Source organism: Collinsella sp. AM34-10 (genome assembly GCF_003469185.1).
Lineage (GTDB): Bacteria > Actinomycetota > Coriobacteriia > Coriobacteriales > Coriobacteriaceae > Collinsella.
On record NZ_QSIL01000003.1, the window covers coordinates 138,224 to 162,008 of the forward strand.

Annotated in this window: 20 protein-coding genes and 2 tRNA genes; 21 read left to right on the plus strand and 1 reads right to left on the minus strand. The window is 62.4% G+C overall.

Annotated features, from left to right (window positions below):
• Window positions 1–200 precede the first annotated feature (200 nt).
• A complete protein-coding gene (gene leuS, locus DW823_RS03970) occupies window positions 201–2,777 on the plus strand; it encodes a leucine--tRNA ligase (RefSeq protein ID WP_118080515.1) in 2,577 nt (858 codons plus the stop codon).
• A gap of 104 nt (window positions 2,778–2,881) precedes the next feature.
• Here the strand turns inward: leuS and DW823_RS03975 are convergent, their stop codons facing one another.
• Window positions 2,882–3,454: a hypothetical protein gene (locus tag DW823_RS03975; protein ID WP_118080518.1), complete on the minus strand. Its 573-nt coding sequence runs from the start codon at window positions 3,452–3,454 to the stop codon at window positions 2,882–2,884.
• A gap of 368 nt (window positions 3,455–3,822) precedes the next feature.
• Here DW823_RS03975 and rimP point away from each other — a divergent pair, with 368 nt between their 5' ends.
• From rimP to plsX, 20 genes are all read left to right on the plus strand, one after another.
• Window positions 3,823–4,317 (plus strand): ribosome maturation factor RimP, encoded by a 495-nt coding sequence (gene rimP / locus DW823_RS03980; RefSeq protein WP_118080520.1) that lies wholly within the window; start codon window positions 3,823–3,825, stop codon window positions 4,315–4,317.
• Window position 4,318: 1 nt separating this feature from the next.
• Entirely contained in the window at window positions 4,319–5,566 is a 1,248-nt protein-coding gene (gene nusA, locus DW823_RS03985; RefSeq protein WP_118080522.1) for a transcription termination factor NusA, read from the plus strand.
• 91 nt (window positions 5,567–5,657) lie between these two features.
• Window positions 5,658–8,372: a translation initiation factor IF-2 gene (gene infB, locus DW823_RS03990; protein ID WP_118080524.1), complete on the plus strand. Its 2,715-nt coding sequence runs from the start codon at window positions 5,658–5,660 to the stop codon at window positions 8,370–8,372.
• Between the two features lie 11 nt (window positions 8,373–8,383).
• Complete coding sequence (gene rbfA / locus DW823_RS03995; RefSeq protein ID WP_117799341.1) at window positions 8,384–8,794, plus strand: 30S ribosome-binding factor RbfA; 411 nt, start codon at window positions 8,384–8,386, stop codon at window positions 8,792–8,794.
• Window positions 8,787–9,830 (plus strand): bifunctional oligoribonuclease/PAP phosphatase NrnA, encoded by a 1,044-nt coding sequence (locus DW823_RS04000; protein ID WP_118080526.1) that lies wholly within the window; start codon window positions 8,787–8,789, stop codon window positions 9,828–9,830. Before rbfA ends, DW823_RS04000 begins: the two co-directional genes overlap by 8 nt.
• 15 nt (window positions 9,831–9,845) lie before the next feature.
• Window positions 9,846–10,778: a tRNA pseudouridine(55) synthase TruB gene (gene truB / locus DW823_RS04005; RefSeq protein ID WP_118080528.1), complete on the plus strand. Its 933-nt coding sequence runs from the start codon at window positions 9,846–9,848 to the stop codon at window positions 10,776–10,778.
• Window positions 10,775–11,782, plus strand: a complete 1,008-nt coding sequence (ribF, locus tag DW823_RS04010) for a riboflavin biosynthesis protein RibF (RefSeq protein ID WP_233542981.1) — start codon at window positions 10,775–10,777, stop codon at window positions 11,780–11,782. The genes truB and ribF overlap by 4 nt, the downstream gene beginning before the upstream one ends.
• On the plus strand, window positions 11,775–13,889 hold the full coding sequence (dnaG, locus tag DW823_RS04015) for a DNA primase (protein WP_118080530.1): 2,115 nt from the start codon (window positions 11,775–11,777) through the stop codon (window positions 13,887–13,889). Before ribF ends, dnaG begins: the two co-directional genes overlap by 8 nt.
• Before the next feature lie 110 nt (window positions 13,890–13,999).
• Window positions 14,000–15,346 carry an RNA polymerase sigma factor RpoD gene (rpoD, locus tag DW823_RS04020; protein WP_118080532.1) on the plus strand — a complete coding sequence of 449 codons (1,347 nt, stop codon included), beginning with the start codon at window positions 14,000–14,002 and terminating at the stop codon, window positions 15,344–15,346.
• A gap of 161 nt (window positions 15,347–15,507) precedes the next feature.
• Window positions 15,508–15,582, plus strand: a tRNA-Asn gene (locus DW823_RS04025).
• A 32-nt stretch (window positions 15,583–15,614) separates the two neighbouring features.
• Window positions 15,615–15,689 (plus strand) — tRNA-Asn (locus DW823_RS04030).
• 161 nt (window positions 15,690–15,850) lie between these two features.
• Window positions 15,851–16,240, plus strand: coding sequence for an Asp23/Gls24 family envelope stress response protein (locus DW823_RS04035; RefSeq protein ID WP_187361832.1), 390 nt, complete (start codon window positions 15,851–15,853; stop codon window positions 16,238–16,240).
• 27 nt (window positions 16,241–16,267) lie between these two features.
• Window positions 16,268–17,929, plus strand: a complete 1,662-nt coding sequence (locus DW823_RS04040) for a DAK2 domain-containing protein (protein ID WP_006234030.1) — start codon at window positions 16,268–16,270, stop codon at window positions 17,927–17,929.
• Between the two features lie 10 nt (window positions 17,930–17,939).
• Window positions 17,940–20,117, plus strand: coding sequence for an ATP-dependent DNA helicase RecG (recG, locus tag DW823_RS04045; RefSeq protein WP_118080534.1), 2,178 nt, complete (start codon window positions 17,940–17,942; stop codon window positions 20,115–20,117).
• Window positions 20,114–20,758, plus strand: coding sequence for a 16S rRNA (guanine(966)-N(2))-methyltransferase RsmD (gene rsmD, locus DW823_RS04050; RefSeq protein WP_229057877.1), 645 nt, complete (start codon window positions 20,114–20,116; stop codon window positions 20,756–20,758). Before recG ends, rsmD begins: the two co-directional genes overlap by 4 nt.
• On the plus strand, window positions 20,751–21,248 hold the full coding sequence (coaD, locus tag DW823_RS04055; RefSeq protein ID WP_118080536.1) for a pantetheine-phosphate adenylyltransferase: 498 nt from the start codon (window positions 20,751–20,753) through the stop codon (window positions 21,246–21,248). The genes rsmD and coaD overlap by 8 nt, the downstream gene beginning before the upstream one ends.
• A 68-nt stretch (window positions 21,249–21,316) precedes the next feature.
• Window positions 21,317–21,814: a hypothetical protein gene (locus tag DW823_RS04060; protein WP_022094019.1), complete on the plus strand. Its 498-nt coding sequence runs from the start codon at window positions 21,317–21,319 to the stop codon at window positions 21,812–21,814.
• The gene (locus DW823_RS04065; protein ID WP_118080538.1) at window positions 21,814–22,368 is read left to right on the plus strand and encodes a DUF177 domain-containing protein; all 555 of its coding nucleotides are present in this window, start codon (window positions 21,814–21,816) and stop codon (window positions 22,366–22,368) included. Before DW823_RS04060 ends, DW823_RS04065 begins: the two co-directional genes overlap by 1 nt.
• A 64-nt stretch (window positions 22,369–22,432) precedes the next feature.
• Window positions 22,433–22,612: a 50S ribosomal protein L32 gene (rpmF, locus tag DW823_RS04070; RefSeq protein WP_118080541.1), complete on the plus strand. Its 180-nt coding sequence runs from the start codon at window positions 22,433–22,435 to the stop codon at window positions 22,610–22,612.
• An 88-nt stretch (window positions 22,613–22,700) separates the two neighbouring features.
• Window positions 22,701–23,720 (plus strand): phosphate acyltransferase PlsX, encoded by a 1,020-nt coding sequence (plsX, locus tag DW823_RS04075; protein ID WP_118080543.1) that lies wholly within the window; start codon window positions 22,701–22,703, stop codon window positions 23,718–23,720.
• Window positions 23,721–23,785: the final 65 nt, after the last annotated feature.

Genomic DNA, 23,785 nt, shown 5'->3' on the forward strand with positions numbered 1-23,785 from the left:
CTGCAAGTCGCAGGCATCTCGCTTGTCGTATTTGCTATCATCAGTCAAGTTAACCTTAGGGTCGGTCGGCTTGGCTTTGTTCGCTACAAGTTCCGCACGCAAAGAAGAGCACTAAATGTGCTCTTCGTCTTGCGCAGGACTGTTCGCAGTAGCGAATAAAGCCAAGCCGACCGACCCCAGCTAAGATTAAAGGAGCTGATATGTGCGATTGCACAGATCATAAGGACGAGATCCCTGCCTACGACGCGCAGGCCATTGAGTCCAAGTGGATGAAGGCCTGGGAGGACTCCAACCTCTTTGCCGTCGACACCGACGACAGCAAGCCCAAAAAGTATGTGCTCGAGATGTTCCCGTATCCGTCGGGCGACCTGCACATGGGCCACGCGCGCAACTATACCATCGGCGATGCCATGGCCCGTCAGGCCCGCATGCGCGGCTTTGACGTGCTGCATCCCATCGGCTTTGACGCCTTTGGCCTGCCCGCCGAGAACGCCGCCATCAAGCACAACACGCAGGCTGCCGCCTGGACGTACAAGAACATGGACCAGGCGCTCGCCACGATGAAGCGCATGGGCTTCTCCTACGATCTGGATCGCATGGTCAAGACCTGCAGCCCCGACTACTACCGCTGGGGTCAGTGGATCTTTGAGAAGATGTGGGAAAAGGGCCTGGTCTACCGCAAGAAGAACCCGGTCAACTGGTGCCCCAACTGCAAGACCGTTCTGGCCAACGAGCAGGTCACCGAGGGTAAGTGCTGGCGCTGCGGCACCGAGCCCGAGAAGCGCGACCTTGAGCAGTGGTACTTCAAGATTACCGAGTACTCCCAGGAGCTGCTCGACGACCTGGAGAAGCTCCCCGGCTGGCCCGAGCGCGTCAAGCAGATGCAGGCCAACTGGATCGGTCGCTCCGAGGGCGCCGAGGTTGACTTTACCCTGTGCGACCAGGATGGCGAGCCCATCGAGGGCGACGAGGGCAAGATCACCGTCTTCACCACGCGTGCCGATACGCTCTTTGGCGTGTCCTTCTTCGTCCTGGCTCCCGAGTACGCTCGTCTGCACGAGCTCGTCGAGGGCACGGAGTACGAGGAGGCCGTCACCAAGATCGTCGAGGACTCTAAGCATATCTCTGCAGTCGAGCGTGCCCAGGGCACCCTCGAGAAGCACGGCGCCTTTACCGGCCGCTACGTGGTAAACCCCGTCAACGGCGAGAAGGTCCCCGTGTGGGTTGCCGATTATGTCGTTGCCGACTACGGTACCGGCGCCGTCATGGCCGTTCCCTGCGGCGACCAGCGCGACTTTGAGTTTGCCCGCAAGTACGACCTGCCGATCGTGCCGATCATCCTGGACGATGACGACCGCGCTGCCGTCGAGGCCAGCGGCGAGACCATCGATACCTTCCATGCCGAGACCGTCGACTGGGACTGCGCCCACGCTGCCGAGGGCACGCTCGTCCAGTCCGGCAAGTACACCGGCATGCGCGGCGGCAAGCACTCCGAGGGCGAGGCAGCCATCGTGGCCGACCTCGAGGCCATGGGCTGCGGTCGTCGCAAGGTCGAGTTCCGTCTGCGCGACTGGCTCATCAGCCGCCAGCGTTATTGGGGCAACCCCATCCCGGCCATCCACTGCGAGCACTGCGGCATTGTACCCGTGCCCGAGGACCAGCTGCCGGTGACGCTGCCGGAGAACCTGGACCTGGGCGCCGGCGAGACCCTCGCCGAGTGCAAGGACTTCTACGAGACCACCTGCCCGGTTTGCGGTCGCCCGGCCAAGCGCGAGACCGATACCATGGACACCTTCACCTGCTCCAGCTGGTATTACCTGCGCTACACCGACCCGCATAACACCGAGCTGCCCTTCTCCCGCGAGGCGGCCGACCGTTGGATGCCCGTCGATAACTACATCGGTGGCATCGAGCACGCCATTTTGCACCTGCTCTACAGCCGTTTCTTTACCAAGGCGCTGCGCGACCTGGGCCTGCTGAGCGTGGACGAGCCCTTTACCAACCTGCTGTGCCAGGGCATGGTCAAGGACGAGAACGGCGACACCATGTCCAAGTCCAAGGGCAACGTCGTGCCCCCGAGCTCGGTTATCGAGCCCTACGGCGCCGACACCATGCGTCTGGCGATTTTGTTTATTGCCCCGCCCGAGAAGGACTTCGACTGGGATCCCAAGGCCGTCGAGGGCGCCAACCGCTTTATCAAGCGCGCCTGGCGTATCGTGTGGCAGCTTGTCCAGTCGGGTGACGCCAACGTGGCCTTCGACAAGTCCGTGCTCGACGAGACCGCGATGAAGCTCTACCGCGAGCGTCACCGCACCATTGCCAAGTGCACCGAGGACTTTGATCGCGGCCAGTTCAACACCGCGATCTCGGCCGTCATGGAGCTCGTCAACGCGGCGAGCTCCTACCTCAACGGCACCGAGGGTGCTGACCGCGACAAGGCCCTGTGCTACGGCGTGGCTAAGGACATCGTGAGCGTCCTGGCGCCCATCTGCCCGTTCTGGGCCGACGAGCTGTGGCACGAGGCACTTGGCTGCGAGGGCAACGCCTACACCGCCGCCTGGCCCGACTTCGACCTGGCCGAGTCCATCGAGGACACGGTGCAGATCGTCGTCCAGGTGCTCGGCAAGGTCCGTGGCCGCATTGACGTGGCCCGCGATGCCTCCAACGAGGAAATGCAGGCTGCCGCCGAGGCTGCTGTCGCCAAGTGGACCGAGGGCAAGACGGTCGTCAAGGCCATCTGCGTGCCCGGCAAGCTGGTCAACCTGGTGGTCAAGTAAGCACTGCGAGCATAACTGACGCGTAAAAGACGAGGGGCGATCCAGTTGGGTCGTCCCTCGTTTTGCGCTGTGTGTCCTGTTTGGCTGGTGCCTAGCGCCACCCTCTACGGAATGTGCACCAGGTCCCTAAAGTAGACATTGCCCGTCTGCTCCTCAAACATCCAGATGTTGAGGTAGATATCGTTGAGGTTGCTGTTCACATCAAAGTCCGGATCGTCGAAGGTGCCTACAAAGGTGAGCATCGCGGTCGTTTCTTCGCCTGCGGCGACGGGTTGGCGCATGCGCACGTCGCGGACGACACCGTTGACGTAGGCATAAGCATCGACATCGCCAAACATCATGTCGACATCGGTGTTGTTTGTCACCGCAAAGACCAACACGGCGTCACCGTAGCCATCCGTGTCCTTGCCCACGCAGGCAACATGGACGTTCTCGTCTGCCTCAAGGTCGATGGGGAACTGTTCTTGAGGGTCGGGACCTAAACCCTGGGGATCGACTATATCTTCGTCTATTTTGTCGAAACGCTCCGAAGGCGTCGTTTTCTCGATGGCTTTGGTGCTGCCGAGGTCCGGCTCGCATTGTCCGGTTTTACCATCGATGTTGTTGCAGCCCGCCAGAGCGAACGAGCAGGCAGCGACGACGAGCGCGGTCGCGCAGAGGGTGCCTAGGCGTTTCATGGTGCCTCCTTGCCGTAGAGATACTGGAAGGTTGTACGGTCAATCGTGCGGCAGGCTTTCTCGCTACAGAATGCCTCTCAGCTCTAGTCTGGCCGGTGTGTGCCCAGGGACGGAATGCCCATAGGGCCCGATTGGGTCGGCGCGCTGGGACGCATGGCCCGTTTTGGGGCTTTTGGGGAGCACCGCACAGGAGTCCTCGTCTAATTGTCCTATTCTTGTGGAGAAGCTGTGGGCGCGCTGACCTGCGAATTTCTTTGACGCTTGCACGTTTTCGCAGGTATTGGTATAGTTTGCTTGCAAATGAAGTTGTAATTGAAAGAAGTGGGGTTTCGGCCCCGCTTCTTTTTTGTATGGATGGAGGTGCCGCAATGGTCAAGACCAAGACCGAGCAGGCGATCATCGACGCGCTCGAGGCCGTCGCTCCCCAGCACGATGTCGATATTGTCGACGTTGAGCTCGTGGGCGCCACCAAGGCCCCCTGCGTGCGTGTGCGTATCGAGGGTGCCGAGGGTCAGAGCCTGTCGCTCAACGACGTCACGGCCAATACCAAGTGGGTCGGCGACGTGATCGAGGAGCTCGACCCCATTTCTTCGAGCTACACGCTCGAGGTGTCGAGCCCGGGTATGGCGCGCCCGCTGCGCCGCCCGCGCGACTTTGCCCGCTTTGTGGGCGAGGACTGCGAGCTCACCTCCATCGCCACCGAGGGCCGTCGCAAGTACTCCGGCAAGATTGCCGCCGCGACCGAGACGAACGTGACCCTCGAGCTCGAGGACGGCGAGTCCGTCACCCTCGATTTCTCTGATGTTAAAAAGTGCAAGTTGAAGCCCACCTATGACTTCAAGCCCGCGAAGGAAGGAAACTAACATGGCAGCATCCGACATGATGTCCGCCCTGATGGAGCTTTGCCAGGAGAGGCACATCGACCAGCTCTACCTGATCGACCGCCTGGAGCAGTCGCTCGCCAAGAGCTATGCCGAGATCCTGCATCTTGAGTGGGGCGCCAAGGTGACCATCGACCGCACCACCGGCAAGATCTACGTCTACCGCCTGGAGCCGATCGACGATTCCATGGACGAGGAGGGCAACTTCACCGAGTTCGAGGAGATCGACGTCACCCCCAAGAACACGAGCCGCATCGCCGCCCAGCACGCCAAGGCCGAGATCAACGCCATCGTGCGCAACTCCGCTCGTGAGCAGATCTACGAGGAGTTCTCCGGCCGTATCGGTGACCTCATCAGCGGTACCGTGCTGCAGTCCACGCCCGACTTCACCATCGTCAAGATCCGCGATGGCGTCGAGGCCGAGCTGCCGCATTTTGACCAGCGCCGTTACGAGAACGAGCGTAACGAGCGTCCGATGGGCGAGCGCTACCTGCACAACCAGCACATCAAAGCCGTGATCATCGACGTCCGCGATCCCAACTCCAACCTGCAGCCGGTTCGCGGCGAGCACAGCCGTCCGCCGATCGTCATCTCCCGCACCCACCCCGAGCTCATGCGTCGTCTGTTTGAGCAGGAGGTGCCCGAGATCTATGAGGGCACCGTCCAGATCAAGTCGATTGCCCGCGAGCCCGGCCAGCGCTCCAAGGTCGCCGTCCACTCGCTCGACGACCGCCTGGATCCCGTGGGCGCCTGCGTCGGCCCCAAGGGCAGCCGTGTCCGCGCCGTCGTGGGCGAGCTCCGCGGCGAGCGCGTCGACGTCATCCTGTGGGATGCCGATCCGGCCGTTTACGTCGCCAACGCACTGTCGCCCGCCAAGGTCACCCGCGTCCTCATCGACGAGGAGAAGGCCTATGCCGGCGTCATCGTGCCCGACGACCAGCTTTCGCTCGCCATCGGCAAGGAGGGCCAGAACGCCCGCCTCGCCGCTCGTCTGACCGGCTGGCACATCGACATCAAGTCCGAGACCCTTGCCGCCGACATCCTCAAGAACGTCCCCGTTCACGAGGAGCCCGCCGCCGACCTGATCGGTGACGAGGAGGACGACGATGTCCGTCGCTGCGAGTACGTGTCCGAGGACGGCGTCCAGTGCCGCAACCAGGCCCGTCCGGGCTCCCGTTTCTGCGGTGTCCACGACACCGACGCCTTCGATGATGCGGAGGACCTGATCTAGCGCGCGGTCGCGCCGGGCAGGTCCCGGCGCATCTCCCACGCTCGTTCAGTCTCTAGGCACCCAAGGTGCCAGAAAGGGTAGGTGAAGTCATATGGCAAAAGTCCGTGTGTCCACCCTGGCCAAAGAGTTCGGCATGACCTCCAAGGAACTGATGGGTCATCTCGCCGAAATGAAGATTCCCGCTAAGTCCGCTTCCTCCGCCCTGGAGGACGCTTACGTCGCCATGGTCCGCAAGCAGCTCGCCTCGGTGATCGAGGCCCGCGCCAAGGAAGTCGAGGCCGCCAAGCAGGCCGAGGAGGAGGCAGCCGCCGCCGAGGAGGCAGCGCGCGCTGCCGAGGCCGAGCGTGAGCGCATCGCCGCCGAGAAGGCACGCGAGGAGGAGCGCCGCCAGTTCGCCGCCGCCCAGGCTGCCGAGGAGGCCGCCCGTGCCGAGGCCGAGGCCAAGAAGAAGGCTGAGCAGGAGCGCCTTGCCCGCGAGAAGGAGGAGGCTGCCCGCGAGGCCCAGCGCCGCGCCGTTCCCGCTTCCGACTCCGGTTCGCGCTTCCGTTCGCTGCTCGACCAGATCGCCGCACAGGAGACCGTGCTCAAGGAGAAGAAGGACGCCGAGGCGAAGGCCAAGGCAGAGCGCGCCGCCGAGCGCGGCAACCGTCGCAGCGGCAACAACGAACGTCGCGGTGGCCGTCGTAACGATCGCAACGCCTCCGACAACAACTCCGAGCGCAACGCCTCCGAGAGCCGTCCGCACAGCCATCGCACCAACGCCAGCAACAACGTCGCTGCCGGCATGGACTTCCCCAACCCCGATAAGCAGGGCAAGGGCAAGAAGCGCAAGGGCGGTCACGGCAACGATGAGGACCACTACAGCCGCATGGCTCGCGAGGCCGAGGAGTACAGCCGCGAGAAGGTGCTCGAGGAGGCCCGCGCTGCCGTCGAGGAGGCCTCTCGCGAGTCCACCGGTCGCCGCAAGAAGCGCAAGGAGAAGCGCGAGCGCGAGGCTGCTAAGGCTCAGGAGGAGCGCAAGATTGAGGAGGCGCTGGCCCAGGGCGTGAACCCCGAGGAGCTAGACGCCATCAAGGTCTCCCAGGGCGTTACCGTCCAGGAGCTCGCCGAGGCGCTCGACGTTCCGGCCAACGACATCATCAAGCGCCTGTTCCTGCTGGGCACGCCGCTCACGATGACGCAGTCCATGTCCGACGACCTCGTCGAGCTCGTTGCCGACGACCTGGGCCGTCAGATCAAGATCATCACCCCCGAGGAGGAGAACACCTTCTCGTTCTACGACGATCCCGCCGACCTTAAGCCCCGTGCCCCGGTCGTCACCGTCATGGGTCACGTCGACCACGGCAAGACGAGCCTGCTCGACGCCATTCGTCACACCGGCGTCGCTGCCGGCGAGGCGGGCGGCATTACCCAGGCCATCGGTGCTTCGCAGGTCATGATCAACGACCGCAAGATCACCTTCATCGATACCCCGGGCCACGCCACCTTTACGGCCATGCGTGCCCGCGGCGCCAAGGTGACCGACATTGTCATCCTGATCGTGGCTGCCGACGACGGCGTCATGCCTCAGACCATCGAGTCGATCAACCACGCCAAGGCCGCCGGCGTACCCATCGTCGTCGCCGTCAATAAGATTGATAAGCCGGGCGCCAATCCCGACCGCGTGCGCCAGGAGCTCACCGAGTACGGCATCATCCCCGAGGAGTGGGGCGGACAGAACATGTTCGTCAACATCTCGGCCAAGCAGAAGATCGGTATCGACGACCTGCTCGAGACCGTGCTGCTCCAGGCCGACGTGCTCGAGCTCAAGGCCAACCCGGACACCTTTGCCTCCGGTAACGTCCTCGAGGCTAAGCTCGACAAGGGCCGCGGCTCGGTTGCTACCGTGCTGGTGACCCGCGGTACCCTGCACGTGGGCGATACGCTGGTCGCCGGCCTTACCTATGGCCGCGTCCGCGCCATGCTCGATCCCAAGGGCAACGCCGTCACCGAGGCCGGCCCCTCCGATGCCGTCGAGATCTTGGGCCTTCAGTCCGTGCCCAACGCCGGCGACGAGTTCCGCGTTTTCGAGGACGAGCGCGAGGCTCGCGCCCTGGCCGATGAGCGTTCGCTTAAGGCACGTATCGAGGAGCAGAGCCGCGTGAAGCACGTCACGCTCGAGAACCTCTTCGAGACCATCGCCGACGCCGAGGTCAAGGAGCTCAACCTGATCATCAAGGCCGACGTCCAGGGTTCCATCGAGGCCCTTCAGGACTCGCTCGACAAGATGGATCAGTCCGAGGTCCGCATCAACACGATCCACTCCGCCGTCGGCGCCATCAACGAGACCGACGTCGTCCTGGCCGATGCCTCCAACGCCATCATCATCGGCTTTGGCGTGCGTCCCGACGGCAAGGCCCGCTCCGCCGCCGAGCGCGAGGGCGTCGAGATCCGTTGCTACGACGTTATCTACAAGTGCCTCGAGGAGCTCGATGCTGCCCGTATCGGCATGCTCAAGCCCACCGAGGTCGAGGTTTCCACGGGTACCGCGACCGTCCTGGACACCTTCAAGGTGCCCAAAGTCGGTATCGCCGCCGGTGTCCGCGTGGAGGAGGGTGAGATCGCCGCGACCGATTCCGTGCGCCTGGTGCGTGACGGCATCGTGGTCTTCAACGGCAAGATCGCCTCGATGCGCCACTACAAGGACGAGGCCAAGAGCCTCAAGAGCGGTTCCGAGGGCGGCATTGGCCTGGAGAACTTCCAGGACATCAAGCCCGGCGACCAGATCGAGGGTTACCGCATCGACCAAGTTGCCCGCACCGAGTAGGGGGTAGCGCTATGAAGCAAACGCAGGCAACCCGCCGTTTGGGCGAGCAGCTTCGCGAGAAGCTCGGTTATATCCTGCTCTTTGAGGTTTCCGATCCGCGTCTCGACCTGGTCACCCTGACCGCGGTCGAGGTCGCGGTAGACCGTTCGTTCGCGCGCGTGTATGTGTCGTGTGATGCGAGCCGCTACGATGAGGTCATGGAGGCTCTCGCCAGCGCCAAGGGCCGTATTCGCAGCCTGTTGGCTCGCTCGCTCGATTGGCGCGTCACGCCCGAGCTCGATTTTCGCATCGATCGCTCGACCGATGAGGCCGAGCGCATCACGCGTGCGCTGGAAAACGTTCCGGCCACGCTTGCGATCGAAAAGGACGAGGACGGCTACCCCATAGCGGATGCCGTCCAGGAGGCAGCTTTAGATGACTAATTCCGCCGATCTCGCCTCGTGCGAGTCTGCAGATATTAAACGACGCATCCTCGAGCTCATCGAGGGTGCGTCCTCCATTGCGATCTCGGGTCACACCTCTCCCGACGGCGATGCCCTGGGCTCCGTGTTGGGCCTGGGCCTTTCGCTTATGAAGGTGTTCCCCGACAAGGACATCGCCCTGCTGCTGGCAGATGACGATCCCGTTCCTCGCATCTACCGTTTTATGGAGGGCGCCGATCTGCTGGTGCCGGCATCTACCTACACCGGCAACCCGGACCTGTTCATCTCGGTGGACGTGCCGGTCGTCGAGCGCCTCAATAATTCCGCCGAGGTGTTGCGTCGTTCGGCCCATGTGGCGTGCTTTGACCATCACCCAGCGCGCGAGGAGTTTGCCGAGGTCAGCCTTAGGTGTGTCAATGCCGCTGCTTGCGCCATGATTATCGACCGCTTTTTGGCCGATTGCGGCATTACTGCAAGCGACAGCATTGCGACCTGCCTGCTGTGCGGCCTGGTCACCGATACCGGTCGTTTTCAGTATCAGAACGCAGACGCCGCCGCGTTTCATGCCGCCTCGCGTCTGGTGGCGCACGGTGCCGATCCGGCTCGCGTCGCGCTCGAGGTCTATCAGAGCATGCGTGTCGAGTTCTTGCACCTTAAGTCCATTGTCATGGGTCGCATTAAGACGGTCGCGCACGGGCGCGTGGCATATAGCTACGCGTATGAGAGTGACCTCAAGGAATGCGGCGTCACCTCGGATGAGTGCGACGGCCTGGTCGATGTGGTGCGCTCGGTGATGGGCGTCGAGGTCTGCCTGTTCCTTAAGGGCATCGAGGGCGATACCAAGGTGCGCGGCAACCTGCGCTCCAAGGGCGAACTTGATGTTTCCGAGATTGCGGCCAACTTTGGCGGAGGTGGGCACCACGCTGCCGCCGGCTTTACCAACGCCGGAACGATTTCCGAGACGCTCACCGCGGCACTTCCCATGCTGGCCGAGCTGGTAGGGGAGGATCCCGCTTCGGTGACCGTCGAGCTCTAACTTTTTGGATGGTACATGGCTCGTCGTACACCTTCTCAACTTAATCTGCTGCTCGCCGTCGATAAGCCGGTGGGCTGCACGTCCCACGACGTGGTTTCGCAATGCCGACGCGCCCTCCATGAGCGGCGCGTCGGTCATGCCGGAACGCTCGACCCCATGGCATCGGGTGTCATGGTGGTGGGCGTGGGCCAGGCAACGCGTCTGCTGGGCATGCTCACGCTCGATACCAAAAGCTACGTCGCCGACATTTCGTTTGGCGTCGAGACCAATACCGATGATGCGGAGGGCGAGTCCGTTCGCACGGTGCCCATTACTGCCGACTTGCGCGATCCGGCCTATGCCCGCGAGCGCCTGTGCGCCATGCTGGGCCCGCAGATGCAGGTACCGCCGGCGTTTTCGGCCATTTCGGTCAACGGCGTGCGCGCCTATAAGGCTGCGCGCGAAGGTAACGCCGTTGAGTTGCCCCCGCGTCCGGTCGAGGTGTACTCCGCTGACCTGATTGCCGTGAGCGGCGAGGGCGACGTTTGCGTTTGGACCGTGGCGTTTTCGGTGAGTAAGGGCACCTATATCCGTGCGCTCGCTCGCGACCTGGGTCGTGCCTGCGACAACGCGGCGCATATTTCTGCTTTGCGCCGTACGGCCTCCGGTGTTGTTTCCATCGGTGCCTGCCATGCGGTCGAGGAACTTTCTGCCGAGTCCGCTGCCGGCTTTGCCCTGGATCCCGTTGCGGCACTGGGCGCCACGCGCGTCGACTTGCCGGGTGATCTTGCCGACGATCTGCTGTGCGGACGTCGTATTCCTATTGAGCGCGCGCTTGCGAGCTTCGATGCGTCGAAGGCGCCGTTTGCGCTGGTGCTCGATGGCGGGCTCAAGGCGCTTGCCCGTATCGAGGGCGGCCGCTTTGTTATGGAGCATGTCTTTCCGCAGGCGATCGGCGGTGTTCGATGATGCTGGCCTCCCACGAGCTCGCGCGTATTTTTTTCGCGGGCGAGTCGGATGAGGCCCGCATCGTTCCCGCCGATGCGTTTGATGATTGCGCGTGCCTGGGTGCCGCGTCGATCGCCATCGGCGTGTTCGACGGCGTGCATCGGGGGCATCACGAACTGATCGACGCGGTCGTTTGCGATGCGCGCAACCACGGCTGCAAGGCGGTCGTGGTCACCTTCGATCCCGACCCGGACGTGGTGGTGAGCCCCTCGCCCGCTCAAAAACTGATGACGACGGCCGACCGTCTGCATGCCCTGGCTCTCACCGGGGTCGATGCGGTCGTAGCCGTTCCCTTTACTCCTGCGGTGGCGGCACTCGACCACGTAGGCTTTCTTAAGCTGCTGTCGTGCGTCGTCGATATCCGCTCGATTCGCGTGGGTAGCGACTTTAGGTTGGGCCGCGGCGGTGCCTCGGGCGTTGCCGAGATGCAGGCATGGGGAGCCGAGCGCGGCGTTGATGTCTATGGCCACGAGCTGCTGTGCGTCGATGGGCAGACGATCTGCGCCACCCGTATTCGTCAGGAGCTCCGCCAGGGACATGTTGAGCTTGCCGCCGAGCTGCTCGGTCGCCCGTACATGCTGCGAGGTATTGTTGCCGGCGGTCGTCATCAGGGTTCCGACATGGGTTTTCCCACGGCAAACATCCAGGTGCCCGAGGGCATCCAGGTTCCTGCCGATGGCGTCTACGAGGGCCTGGTGCTGGTCGACGATACTGTGTGGCCCGCTGCCGTCAATGTGGGCCTGCCGCCGACGTATGCCGACGATGCCGCCTCGGCGCATCTCGAGGCCAACTTGATCGGGTATGCGGGCGACCTGTACGGTGCCTCGGTGTCACTGGCGTTTACGCGTTGGCTGCGCCCCTCGCGTGTGTTCGATTCGCTGGACGAGCTTATCGCGACCGTCGAGGGTAATATTGACGATATCCGTCATCATTTGGGTGAGCAGGGGGTGAGCATCCGTGATTAGCGATGAGGAAAAAGACCAGGTGCGCGCTGCGTCCGACCTGGTTGCCATCGTGCAGGAAACGGTTGAGCTCAAGCCCCGCGGCCATGAGTTTTGGGGTTGCTGCCCCTTCCATGGCGAAAAGACCCCGTCGTTTCACATTATCCCCGCCACGCAGGTGTGGCACTGCTTTGGCTGTGGCGAGGGCGGCGACGTCTTCTCCTACATCATGAAGCGCGAGAACCTGAGCTTTCCCGAGTCGATTCGCTACCTGGCCGACCGTGCCGGTATTGAGCTGCACGATACCGGTGCTTATCGCGAGCGCGGCACCAAGCGCGCCCGCATCTATGACCTGTGCGCCGAGACCGCCCAGTTCTATCACACCATGCTTATGCGCGGTAAGGACAGCCGTCCGCGCGAGTATTTCGCCAGCCGCGGTATGGGCGGCGACGTCTGCCGCCGCTACTGCTTGGGCTTTGCGCCGGGTCGCAACGCGCTGGTGTCGCATCTGTCGCAGGCTGGCTTTACCCCGCAGGAGATGATCGACGCTAACGTGGCCGTGAGCCGTGGGCGCGGGCAGCTTGCCGACCGTTTTTACGACCGCGTGATGTTTCCCATTTTTGATGAGCAGGGTCATAACATCGCCTTTGGCGGGCGCATTATGGGCGACGGCCAGCCTAAGTACCTCAACACCGCCGAGACGAGCGTGTTCCATAAAAAGCGAAACCTCTACGGCTTTAACTGGGCTAAGGAGTTTATCGTCGCGCAGGATACCGCTATCGTGGTGGAGGGATATACCGACTGTATCGCCTGCTGGGAGGCGGGGATCAAAAACGTCGTCGCCACGCTGGGCACGGCGCTGACGGAACATCATGTAAAGACGCTCACCCGTTTTGCCAAGCGCATTGTATATATGTTCGATGGCGACGCCGCCGGTCAAAAGGCCGCGCGACGCGCGATTCAGTTTATCGAGCAGGATTCGATGGACCTGCGCTGCGTGGTGCTTCCCGACGACAACGACCCCATGGAGTTCATCACGGCGCATGGTGGCGAGGCGCTGCAGGCGCGCATCGACGCCGCCGAACCCCTCATGGACTTTGTGTACCGCTCACTGCAGGAGTCGAGCGACATTACCACCCCGGGCGGCCGCGCCAAGGCCCTCGAGGATGCGCTGACGCTCATCTATCCGCTGCGCGATAGTTACATGATCGATACGTACTTTATCCAGATTGCCGACCTGCTGGGGTTGGATCTGGAGACGGTGCGTTCGAGCTCAGGCCGTGTGTTTCGCGATGTTGCCAAGCGTGAGGACGCCGAGCGTCGTCGCGAGCAGAACTACGAGCGCCAGCGGGCGCAGGCCGAGCGCGCAGGCAGCGCAGGCGGTCGGGCGTCTGGTTCGCAGGGGGTGTCTCGCGGCACCTGGGCGTCGGGTGCGACGCCGCCGGTGTCCACACCGGTCGAGGAAGAGCCGTACGACTATGTGCCGCTCGAGGCCTATGGGGCCGCGCCGGTCGAGGTCGTCGACGACATGCCTCCGATCGATGTGCCGGTTGGCATGGATGGCGCGGCGCCGGTTGCCGGTGCAACGGACGCGTCTGTGGCACCGACGATGCCGATCGTGCTGACCGACCTGGAACGAAAGTCTTTGGCGGGGGAGCGCGAGCTGCTGACGATGCTCACGAGCTATCCCGACCTGTTCCGCACGTATGCCGACCGCATCTGCTCGATCGAGTGGGTGGATCCGCGCCACGAGTCCATCGCGTGGGCCGTGCTCGCGACGCCGCCGGGCACCGACCCCACGGCGTGTATGGATGCGGCGCGCGCGGTGTGTCCCGAGGCGGCGTCGCTTGTCAGCGCCGGACGCATTTCATCGACGAGTAAGCACCCCACCGAGACGAACATCGTGTTTATGCTCGATACCCTCGAGCTCTACACCATCAAGCGCCGCATGCGCGCCGCGCAGGCAAAGCTTCGTCAGGACCGGTCACTCGACGATGAGGCGCGCCGTGTGCTGACGATGCAGGCGATGCAAGATTCTCAGCGCCAGCGCGAGCTCCAAAAGTCGATCGGCGGCGTGGCTGACCCGTTCCGTTTGATCGGTTTGGAGACAGCGGGCGCCGATCAGGCCTAGATGTTGTGGTCAACCAGCGTATTCGCGCCTATATCCAGTCTGAATTTTGGGTATAGACGTCAATGTGTGTGCTAAAGTAATGAGTCCTGTGGACTATGAAGGGAGAATCTGTGCCAAAAAAGAGTGAGAGCACGGGTACTGGGCTGGAATCCTACGTTGCAAAGCTCATGGGCAACGGCTCAAACAGGACTTCGGTAACCGAGGACGAGATTCAGGTCGCCCTGAAGGATATCGATGTGTCTGACGAGCAGCTCAACGCGGTGTATTCCGCGCTGCGCAACAGCGGCATCCAGATTATCTCCGCGAGCGGAAACGACGACGCCCCCATGGACGTCGACGATGACGATAACGATAGCGATACCGACGATTTCGATGACGACGAGCACGATTCCGGCTCGCTCGACGATCACGAGCTTAAGATGGCCCGTCAGGCCGACGCCGAGATGGGTTCTTCCAAGAGCAAGAAGAAGCGCACCGTGCGCACGTCCCGTTCGCGTTCGCGCGTGCGTGGCATCGATGCCTCCACGGTGATGCTGACCGGCGACCCGGTTCGTATGTACCTTAAGGAGATCGGTAAGGTCGACCTGCTGACCGCTTCCGAAGAGGTCGATCTGGCCATGAAGATCGAGGCTGGCCTTGACGCCACCGAGAAGCTCGAGGCTGCCGAGGCGGGCGAGATCGAGCTCACCCGCGCCGAGATGCGTCGCCTGACCCGTATTGAGAACGTGGGTCTCGAGGCCAAGCAGGCGCTCATCAGCGCCAACCTGCGCCTGGTCGTCTCCATCGCCAAGCGCTATGTCGGCCGCGGCATGCTGTTCCTGGACCTGATCCAGGAGGGCAACCTCGGTCTGATCCGCGCCGTCGAGAAGTTCGACTACCAGAAGGGCTTTAAGTTCTCCACGTACGCCACGTGGTGGATCCGTCAGGCCATCACGCGTGCGATTGCCGACCAGGCCCGTACCATCCGTATTCCCGTACACATGGTCGAGACCATCAACAAGCTCGTCCGCGTGCAGCGTCAGCTTCTCCAGGACCTGGGTCGCGACCCGACCCCCGAGGAGATCGGTGCCGAGATGGACATGAGTGCCGACCGCGTCCGCGAGATCCAGAAGATCTCGCAGGAGCCCGTGTCTCTCGAGACCCCTATCGGCGAGGAAGAGGATTCCCAGCTGGGAGACTTCATCGAGGACTCCCAGGCTATCGTTCCGCCCGATGCCGCCAGCTTCTCCATGCTGCAGGAGCAGCTCACCCAGGTGCTCGACTCGCTTGCCGATCGTGAGCGCAAGGTTATCGAGCTGCGCTTTGGCCTTGTCGACGGACATCCCCGCACGCTCGAGGAAGTCGGCCGCGAGTTTGGCGTCACGCGCGAGCGTATCCGCCAGATCGAGTCCAAGACCCTGGCCAAGCTCCGCCATCCCAGCCGTAGTAGCAAGCTGAAGGACTATATCGAAAGCTAGTCAAGCAAGAAGCGCCCTCAAGTACATCCGCTTGGGGGCGCTTTCATGTAGTCGTTGGGGACGTTCTTAAGCGACTAGGTCGGAAAAATTCTCAAAAAAGTTCTTGCCCTGAGCTGATTCGTCCGTATAATAAACTTCGTTGCTTGAGAGCACGCACCTATTCCTCGGTAGCTCAATGGTAGAGCACGCGGCTGTTAACCGCGCTGTTGTAGGTTCGAGTCCTACCCGGGGAGCCAGAATTTCCAGCCCTTTCTGTTGGGCTTTAAATTCCTCGGTAGCTCAATGGTAGAGCACGCGGCTGTTAACCGCGCTGTTGTAGGTTCGAGTCCTACCCGGGGAGCCAGGTTGTAAGACCCGTCGCTTATGCGGCGGGTTTTTTCTTGCCGCGATAGACTGGCGCGAACGTTGCCATATCAACATTTCGTGTCGAGGATGTAATCCCGCGACCCACCACCTCAACATGGCGCGCTCGTTGTAGAATATTGCAATGATTGCTCCCACGAGATGGTGCCGCGAGCACCAGATAAGGAGATTCTTGTGTCTGAGACCATTAACGGCAGCCTGAGCGTCTCGAACGACGTTATTGCCGATATTGCCGGTTATGCCGCGATGACGTGCTATGGCGTCGTCGGTATGGCCGAACAGCTCCAGGGCGCCGAGAGCGTACGTCTGCTTGCCGGTCAGCGCCTTCGCAAGGGCGTGCTTGTCTCCGCCGACGAGAACGGCCTTACGGTCGATCTTCACGTCGTGCTCGAGAACGGCGTCAACATGAAGTCCGTCTGCCACAATCTTTCGAGCTCCGTTGCCTTCACCCTGCAGGAGATCGCCCAGATCGATCCTGCCAGTCTTAAGATCGGCATCCACATCGACGCGCTCAAGAGCCGTCTGAACTAGCATCCGAAAACGGAGATTCAAATACCCATGATTGCAAAGACCATTCGCACCTGTTTTCCGATCGCTGCGGCTGCCGTTTCCGACAAGGCCGAGGAGATCAACAAGCTCAACGTCTTCCCCGTACCCGACGGCGACACCGGCACCAACATGTCGCTCACGCTTGCCTCGGTGACCAAGGAGCTTTCCGCCCTTCCCGCCGATGCCGATATGGAGGCCATCGCCGGCGCCATCACCCACGGATCCCTGATGGGTGCCCGCGGCAACTCCGGCGTCATCACCTCGCAGATCCTGCGCGGCGTGGCCGAGGGCCTCGTCTCTGCCGACGAGCCCATCACGTCTGCCAACATCGCTTTCGCCTTCCGTCGCGCCGTCAAGGTCGCCTTCCAGGCTGTCCGTAAGCCCATCGAGGGCACGATCCTCACGGTCCTGCGCGATGTCTCGACCAAGGCCGATGAGTGCGAGAAGAAGAAGTTCTCGGCCGAGGACGCTCTCGATGCCATCGTCGTCGAGGCCTATCAGTCCGTCGCCCGCACGCCCGACCTGCTGCCCGTTCTGAAAGAGAACGGCGTAGTCGACTCCGGCGCCTTTGGCTTTGCCATCTTCTTGGAGAACTTTGTTGCCGCCGCTCTTGGCCGCAGCACCGTAGTCGAGGATTTCTCCGCCACGTTTGATTCCGCCGGCTCTGCCCGCGACGCGGCCCTTGGTCGCGTTGAGATCGAGGCCAACGACGACTGGGAGGGCTCGGAGTTCCGCTACTGCAACGAGTTCCTCTTTAAGGCCGACGCTCCTTTTGACGAGGACGAGTGCCTTAAGTTCCTGGGTTCCATGGGCGACTGCGAGCTGCTCGTGGGTGCCTACCCCGACTACAAGATCCACGTGCACTCCAACACCCCCAACCTGGTGCTCGAGCACATGCTGCAGCTCGGTCAGATCTACGAGGTCTTTATTCACAACATGGAGATGGAGGCCCACGACCGTACCGCCAAGATTCATGAGGATCAGGAGAAGGCCGCCGAGCCCGCCAAGGCGTTGGGCTTTGTCGCCGTTGCCGCTGGTTCGGGCGAGGCCGATATCCTCAAGTCCCTCGGCGTCGACGTGATCGTCTCGGGTGGCCAGACCATGAACCCCTCGACCGCCGACCTGCTGGGCGCGGTGGACCAGGTCAACGCGACCTCGGTCATTATCCTGCCCAATAACGGCAACATCCGCATGGCTGCCGAGGCCGCCGCTTCTGCTTGCACCGACAAGAAGGTCGCCGTCGTTCCCACCAAGACCGTCCCGCAGGCGTTCTCCGCACTGTTCGCGGTCCTGCCCGATTCCGAGCTCGAGGACGCCGTTGCCGCTATGGTCGACGCCATCAGCGAAGTTCGCGATGGCGAGGTTACCCGTGCCGTGCGCGATTCCAGTGCCTCTGACGGCTCTCCGATTCACTCCGGTGACGTCATGGGTATCATTGCCGGTTCCATCGACGTGGTCGGCTCCGATGTTAAGCAGGTCACGCTCGACTGCATCAACCGCATGCAGGAGGAAGAGGAGGGCGATGCGCTGACGATTCTGGCCGGCGAGGAGCTGTCCGATGAGGCCTTCCAGGAGATCGTCGACGCCATCGAGGAGGCTCAGCCCGACTTGGAGATCGACGCTCATCGTGGCGAGCAGCCGCTCTATCCCGTGATCTTCTCGATCGAGTAGGCATCTGCCCATGTCCGAGCTGTGCTCCGTGCCGCGCGTCTCGGAGCGCTTTGCCCAGAGCAATGCGCTCGACGAGGATATCGCGCGACTCAAATATGTTTCGGGTAAACGTGAGGAGGCCCTTCGCCGTCTGGGAATTCGGACGGTGGGGGACCTCCTTCTCCATATCCCTCACCGATATCTCGACTTTACGCGCTCCTGGTCCATTGAGATGGCGCCCATCGGTACCGTGTGCACGATTGTCGCCACGGTCGATCGTATCGTTCAAAAGCAGCCCCGTCCGCGTATGCAGGTGACCGAGGTCTCGCTGGTGGACGAGACGGGGGTGCTGCAAGTCGCCTTTTTCCGTCAGCCCTGGATTGCCCAGCAATTTAAGCAGGGCGACCGCCTGGCCGTGATGGGTAAGGTCGAGTTTGCCTACGGCTTTAAGCAGATGGCCTCTCCGCATTTCGAAAAGCTCGAGGAAGGACGTGCCGCGGGTACTATCCTGCCGGTCCATTACGTGAGCGATGGCGTGAGCCAGGCATGGATGCGCCGCATCGTTAGCGGTGCGCTCGAGGTTGTCGGCAATCCCTTCGACCCGATTCCCGCCCGCTTACGCGCCAAGCGCCGCCTGATGAGCAATGCCCGCGCGCTGCGCTCAATTCACTTTCCCTCGAGCATGGCCGAGCGCGATATCGCGCGCCGCCGCCTTGCCTATGAGGAGTGCCTCTGCCTTCAGCTGGCGCTGCGCCTGCGCAACGACGGCGGCTTGGTCGAAGTCGCTCCCTACGCCCATACCGCGGGCGAGCACCTGGCGGCGCTCAGGGAAGCCCTACCGTTTTCGCTGAGCGACGAGCAGGAGGGCGCGTTCCAAGACATCCTGAACGATATGCGTGATGGCGGGCGCGTGATGAACCGCCTGCTTCTGGGCGACGTCGGTACCGGCAAGACGGCCGTCGCCGCCTGCGCGCTGGCTGTCGCGGCCGATTCGGGCACCCAGTCCTGCGTTATGGCGCCAACGGGCGTGCTGGCGCGCCAATATGCCGATAAGACCGGTCCCTTGCTCTCGCAGGCTGGTATGTCCTGGGCGCTCCTGACGGGTGCCACGCCGGCGGCCGAGCGCGAGCAGATCCATGCGCAGTTGGAATCGGGCGAGCTTGACGTCCTCTTTGGCACTCACGCGGTCCTTTCGGATGACGTGGCGTTTAAGCATCTTTCGCTTGTCGTCATCGACGAGCAGCACCGCTTTGGTGTGGGTCAGCGCAATGCCCTGCGTGCCAAGGGCCCGGGTGCCGATCTGCTTGTTATGACGGCGACACCGATTCCGCGCACGTTGGCGCTCTCGGTCTACGGCGACCTGGACACGAGCATCATCCGCCATCGGCCTGTTCCGGGGGCGGGCGTTACGACGCGCGTGCTCACCGAGTCGAGCCGCGACCTTGCCTACGGCGCCATTCGCGAGGCGCGCGAAAAGGGCCAGCAGGCCTACGTGATTTGCCCGCTCGTGGAGCCGAGTGACTCGGCCGATGAGCTGGAAGACGTGCCCGGTATCGCCCGCGACGACGAGGGCCGCGTGACCGTCCCCGTGCCGCTGCACGATACGGCAACCGAGCTCGAACGACTGCGTCTGGCCCTGCCGGGACTTACCATCGAGCGCCTTCACGGCCGCATGCCGGCGGGGGAGAAGGACCGGGTCATCGATGCCTTTAAGCGTGGCGAGATTGATGTGCTCGTCTCGACCACGGTGGTCGAGGTGGGCGTCGACGTGCCCAACGCCACCGTCATGGTCATCGAGAACGGCGAGCGCTTTGGATTGGCGGCCCTGCACCAACTGCGCGGTCGCGTGGGCCGTGGCAGCGTGTCGGGCACCTGCCTGGTCATGACGCACTCCAAGGGCAATGGCGGCGCATCGGCGGCGCAAGACCGTCTCCAGTCGCTCGAAAAGACCTCGGACGGCTTTACGCTCGCCCAGATGGACCTGCGCCTGCGCCACGAGGGCGAAATCCTGGGCTACCGTCAGCACGGCGGCGTGACCTTGCGCTTTGTGGACCTGGATGCCGACGAGGATCTTATCGAATGGGCCCATTTGGACGCGGTCGAGCTCTTGCGGTATGCTTGCAACCTTGACTCCGTGGCGACGCGCCCCTTGCGCGACGCGGTCGCCACACGCTATCGACATATCTTTAAGGAGGTCAGCGGAGGATGAGAATCATCGGCGGTGAATGGCGCGGCCGCAAGATCGAAGAGCCGCGTGGGCGCGATGTCACCCGTCCCACGACCGATCGCGTGCGCGAGGCATGTGCTTCCATGGTCATGTCGGCGTTCGACTTCGATTTGGACGAGGTCCGCGTGCTGGATGCCTTTGGCGGCTCCGGCGCCCTGGGAATCGAGATGCTCTCGCGTGGCGCCCGCTCGCTCACCACGTTCGAGATCGATCGCAATGCCGCTCGTCTGATCACCAAGAATATCGAGTCGCTGTGCCGCGACCGCTCGCGCTGGCGCGTCGTTACCGGCGATGTGCTGGCGAGCGCTTCGCGCGGCCGCGTGCCAGGTGGTCCTTTTGATCTGGTCCTGCTCGATCCACCGTATGCCTTTGGCGCCGAGCCGGTCGAGGAGCTGCTGCAAAATTTTTCCCAGCAGGGACTGCTGACGCCCGGGGCCTTTGCCCTGTTTGAGCATGCCGCAACCGATGCGGGCGCTCATCCAGCTGGTTTTGAGACTGTACGAGAGAAGCGCTACGGCATTACCTCGGTTGACTTGCTGCACTGGGTGACCGAGGACGAGAGCGACCATGCTGACGAGAACGAAAATGACGAGGATGCGCCTTCGGAGGACACCCATGAATGACACCATCAACCGCGTGATCGTCCCGGGCACCTTCGATCCCATCACCTTTGGCCATATTGACGTGATCCGCCGAGCCCGCCGCATCTTTCCCAGCGTGATCGTCGCCGTGGCCGAATCGCAGGGTAAAAACGGCGTGGGCACCACCTTTATGCTCGACGAGCGCGTGGCGCTGGCCCGCGAGGCCCTCGGCGATTTGGACGGCGTCGAGGTGCTGCCCTTCACCGGCCTGCTGGTCGACTTTGCACGTGAGCAGGGGGCAGGTGCCGTCGTTAAGGGTCTGCGCGCCATGACCGACTTTGAATACGAGCTGCAGCAGGCCGACCTCAACTATCGCCTGGATTGCGAGCTGGAGTCCATCTTTGTCATGAGTGCTCCGCAGTACGGGTACATCTCGAGCTCGGTGGTGCGCCAGATCGCTTCGCTTGGCAGCGATGTATCGACGTTTGTGCCGCCCAACGTGGTCGCAGCGCTCAAACATCGCTTTTCGTGACGTTTTTTATTGCCTGGTGGCATGTGGTAAACTAACACGATGATATGTTACCTATGAAAGGAGACCGGATGCCGGGCGAGAATTTTCCTGGCGACAGGATCGTGAGTCTTGTCGACGAGCTCGAGGGGCTCATCGAAGAGGCTAAGACGCCGTTCGGCAAGAACGCCCAGATGAAGGTTATCGACGCCGACGTCTTCTTTAACATCCTCGATGAGATCCGCATGAGCTATCCCGAGGAGTGGCAGAAGTCCCGCCGTATCCTCAAAGAGCGCGAGGAGCTTATGGCCTCCGCCGCCGCTCAGGCCGATTCCATCATTGCCGATGCTCAGCAGCAGGCGCTCACCATTGCCGGTGAGCAGGAAATTGTCCGCTTGGCACAGCAGCAGGCCGACGACATCCGCGACCGTGCCCAGCAGTACGAGCGCGAGACGCGCTATGCCGCCGAGGATTACGCCGAGCAGGTCTTTACGCACCTCGAGGAGAACCTTAAGAGCCTGACCGGCACCGTCACCCGTTGCCGTCAGCAGCTCAACGAGGGCGCCGCTCAGCAGAACGGTCAGTGGTAATGGCCGAGTTCCCGAGCGTAACCGTCGATCTTTCCGAGCAGCTCGAGTTTCCCGGAGACTCATACCCGCTGACCGGCAAGGTCGATGTCGCCACCTACACGGTGGGCGAGAAGGAGTACCAGCTGCAGGACGGCATTGACTACGACGTGGTCTTTACCAACGCCGGTACCGGTGTTCTGCTTTCGGGCATGGTCCGCGCTCACGCCACCGGCGAGTGCGATCGCTGCCTGGAGCCCGCCTCGTTTGATATCGCAGGCGAGATCGAGGAGTTCTACCTCTTTGAGGAGCCCGAGGACCCCGAGGCCTACGAAGACGGCTACGAGTTGCTGGGCGAGGATCGCATCGTCGATCTGGGTGAGCCCATCAACGACGCGGTCGTCATGGACACGCCGTTCGTTGTCCTGTGCAAGCCCGATTGCCGCGGCCTTTGCCCCACCTGCGGCAACAATCTCAACGTCGAGCAATGTGAGTGCGCCGCCAAGGCGGAGGCCGAATGGGCCGCTGCCACGGAAAATCCATTTGCAGCATTGAAGAATCTCAAGCTTGACGAGTAAAACTGTGGTAGTATCGCTACTTGCGCGTAATCGCCACACTGGATAGTTCATAAGGAAGGTCACTATGCCCGTACCTAAACAAAAGCAGGGTCGTATCCGCACCCATACCCGTCGTTCCGCCAACATGAAGATCTCGGCTGCGGCTCAGTCCACGTGCCCCCGTTGCGGCGCTGTTAAGCTCCCGCACCACGTGTGCCCCAACTGCGGTTTCTACAAGGACCGCGAGGTTATCGTTACCGAGTAACTGTATACTCTGGATACGATGCCGTTCCAACTGGAACCACAATGGCCGGCTCAATGAGTCGGCCATTTTTGTATAAGGAGCATATGAAATGAGTAACGTTCGCGTTTGTGTAGACGTTGTGGGCGGAGACGAGAGGCCCCAGGTTGTCCTCGACGGTATCGAGGCTGCGCTTGCGGCAGATCCCGAGATTGAGGTCTTGGCCGTCGGTCCCGCTGAAATCGTCAACCCCTTTGCAGCGGCGCATGCCCGCGTGGAGGCCTTGGAGGCCCCCGACGTCATCAGCATGGAGGACGATCCCATCCGCGCCGTGATGACTAAGCGCAAGTCCTCGATCGTGCTTGCATGCCGTGCCATTAAGAAGGGCAATGCGGACGCGTTTTTCTCGGCCGGCTCGACCGGTGCCATGACCGCTGCCGCCACGGCCTACGTCACGCCGTTTAGGTATTTGGCGGAGGGCAAGAAGCAGCCGGTCCGTCCGTGCCTGACTAACGCACTGCCTAATCGCGCCGGCGGCCTGACGGTGCTGTGCGATATGGGCGCCAATCCCGATGTCACGGTGGACGACATGGTGCGTTTCGCCCAGATGGGTGCTGCCTATGCCCGCGTGGTTTTGGACATTGAGCATCCGCGTGTGGGCCTGCTTGCCAACGGCACCGAGGACGAGAAGGGCTCCAACTTTACCAAGGCGTGCTTCCCGGCCATGAAGGCCGCGGTTCCCGGCTTTGTGGGCAACTGCGAGGGCACCGATCTTACGTCGGGCAATTTTGACGTCGTGGTCGCCGACGGTATGTCGGGCAATATTGCGCTCAAGGCCACCGAGGGCGCTGCCAAGTTTTTGCTGCAGGAGCTCAAGGGTGCCTTTATGTCTTCGCTCGGCACCAAGATCGCCGCGCTGCTCATCAAAAAGCAGATGCGCCAGATTAAGGCCAAGCTTTCGGGCGACGCCAAGGGCGGCGCGATTCTGCTGGGCCTGCGCGGCGTCGTGTTGATCGGCCACGGTGCCACGTCGGTCGAGGCCGTCAAGAACGGTACGCTTGCCGCGGCCCAGGCCGTGCGCGCCGGGCTTGTCCAGGACGTTGCCAATTCTATGGACGGTATCGTTTTCTAAAGGCCGCGTTACGTGGCTCAACCTGTACCGCGTGGGGTAGAATCGGAGCCGTATTGCAACGCGGC

Coding starts and splice junctions, on each gene's coding strand:
- leuS (WP_118080515.1), top strand. CDS start 201: ATGTGCGATTGCACAGATCATAAGGACGAGATCCCTGCCTACGACGCG.
- DW823_RS03975 (WP_118080518.1), bottom strand. CDS start 3,454: ATGAAACGCCTAGGCACCCTCTGCGCGACCGCGCTCGTCGTCGCTGCC.
- rimP (WP_118080520.1), top strand. CDS start 3,823: ATGGTCAAGACCAAGACCGAGCAGGCGATCATCGACGCGCTCGAGGCC.
- nusA (WP_118080522.1), top strand. CDS start 4,319: ATGGCAGCATCCGACATGATGTCCGCCCTGATGGAGCTTTGCCAGGAG.
- infB (WP_118080524.1), top strand. CDS start 5,658: ATGGCAAAAGTCCGTGTGTCCACCCTGGCCAAAGAGTTCGGCATGACC.
- rbfA (WP_117799341.1), top strand. CDS start 8,384: ATGAAGCAAACGCAGGCAACCCGCCGTTTGGGCGAGCAGCTTCGCGAG.
- DW823_RS04000 (WP_118080526.1), top strand. CDS start 8,787: ATGACTAATTCCGCCGATCTCGCCTCGTGCGAGTCTGCAGATATTAAA.
- truB (WP_118080528.1), top strand. CDS start 9,846: ATGGCTCGTCGTACACCTTCTCAACTTAATCTGCTGCTCGCCGTCGAT.
- ribF (WP_233542981.1), top strand. CDS start 10,775: ATGATGCTGGCCTCCCACGAGCTCGCGCGTATTTTTTTCGCGGGCGAG.
- DW823_RS04035 (WP_187361832.1), top strand. CDS start 15,851: ATGGTGCCGCGAGCACCAGATAAGGAGATTCTTGTGTCTGAGACCATT.
- DW823_RS04040 (WP_006234030.1), top strand. CDS start 16,268: ATGATTGCAAAGACCATTCGCACCTGTTTTCCGATCGCTGCGGCTGCC.
- recG (WP_118080534.1), top strand. CDS start 17,940: ATGTCCGAGCTGTGCTCCGTGCCGCGCGTCTCGGAGCGCTTTGCCCAG.
- rsmD (WP_229057877.1), top strand. CDS start 20,114: ATGAGAATCATCGGCGGTGAATGGCGCGGCCGCAAGATCGAAGAGCCG.
- coaD (WP_118080536.1), top strand. CDS start 20,751: ATGAATGACACCATCAACCGCGTGATCGTCCCGGGCACCTTCGATCCC.
- DW823_RS04060 (WP_022094019.1), top strand. CDS start 21,317: ATGCCGGGCGAGAATTTTCCTGGCGACAGGATCGTGAGTCTTGTCGAC.
- DW823_RS04065 (WP_118080538.1), top strand. CDS start 21,814: ATGGCCGAGTTCCCGAGCGTAACCGTCGATCTTTCCGAGCAGCTCGAG.
- rpmF (WP_118080541.1), top strand. CDS start 22,433: ATGCCCGTACCTAAACAAAAGCAGGGTCGTATCCGCACCCATACCCGT.
- plsX (WP_118080543.1), top strand. CDS start 22,701: ATGAGTAACGTTCGCGTTTGTGTAGACGTTGTGGGCGGAGACGAGAGG.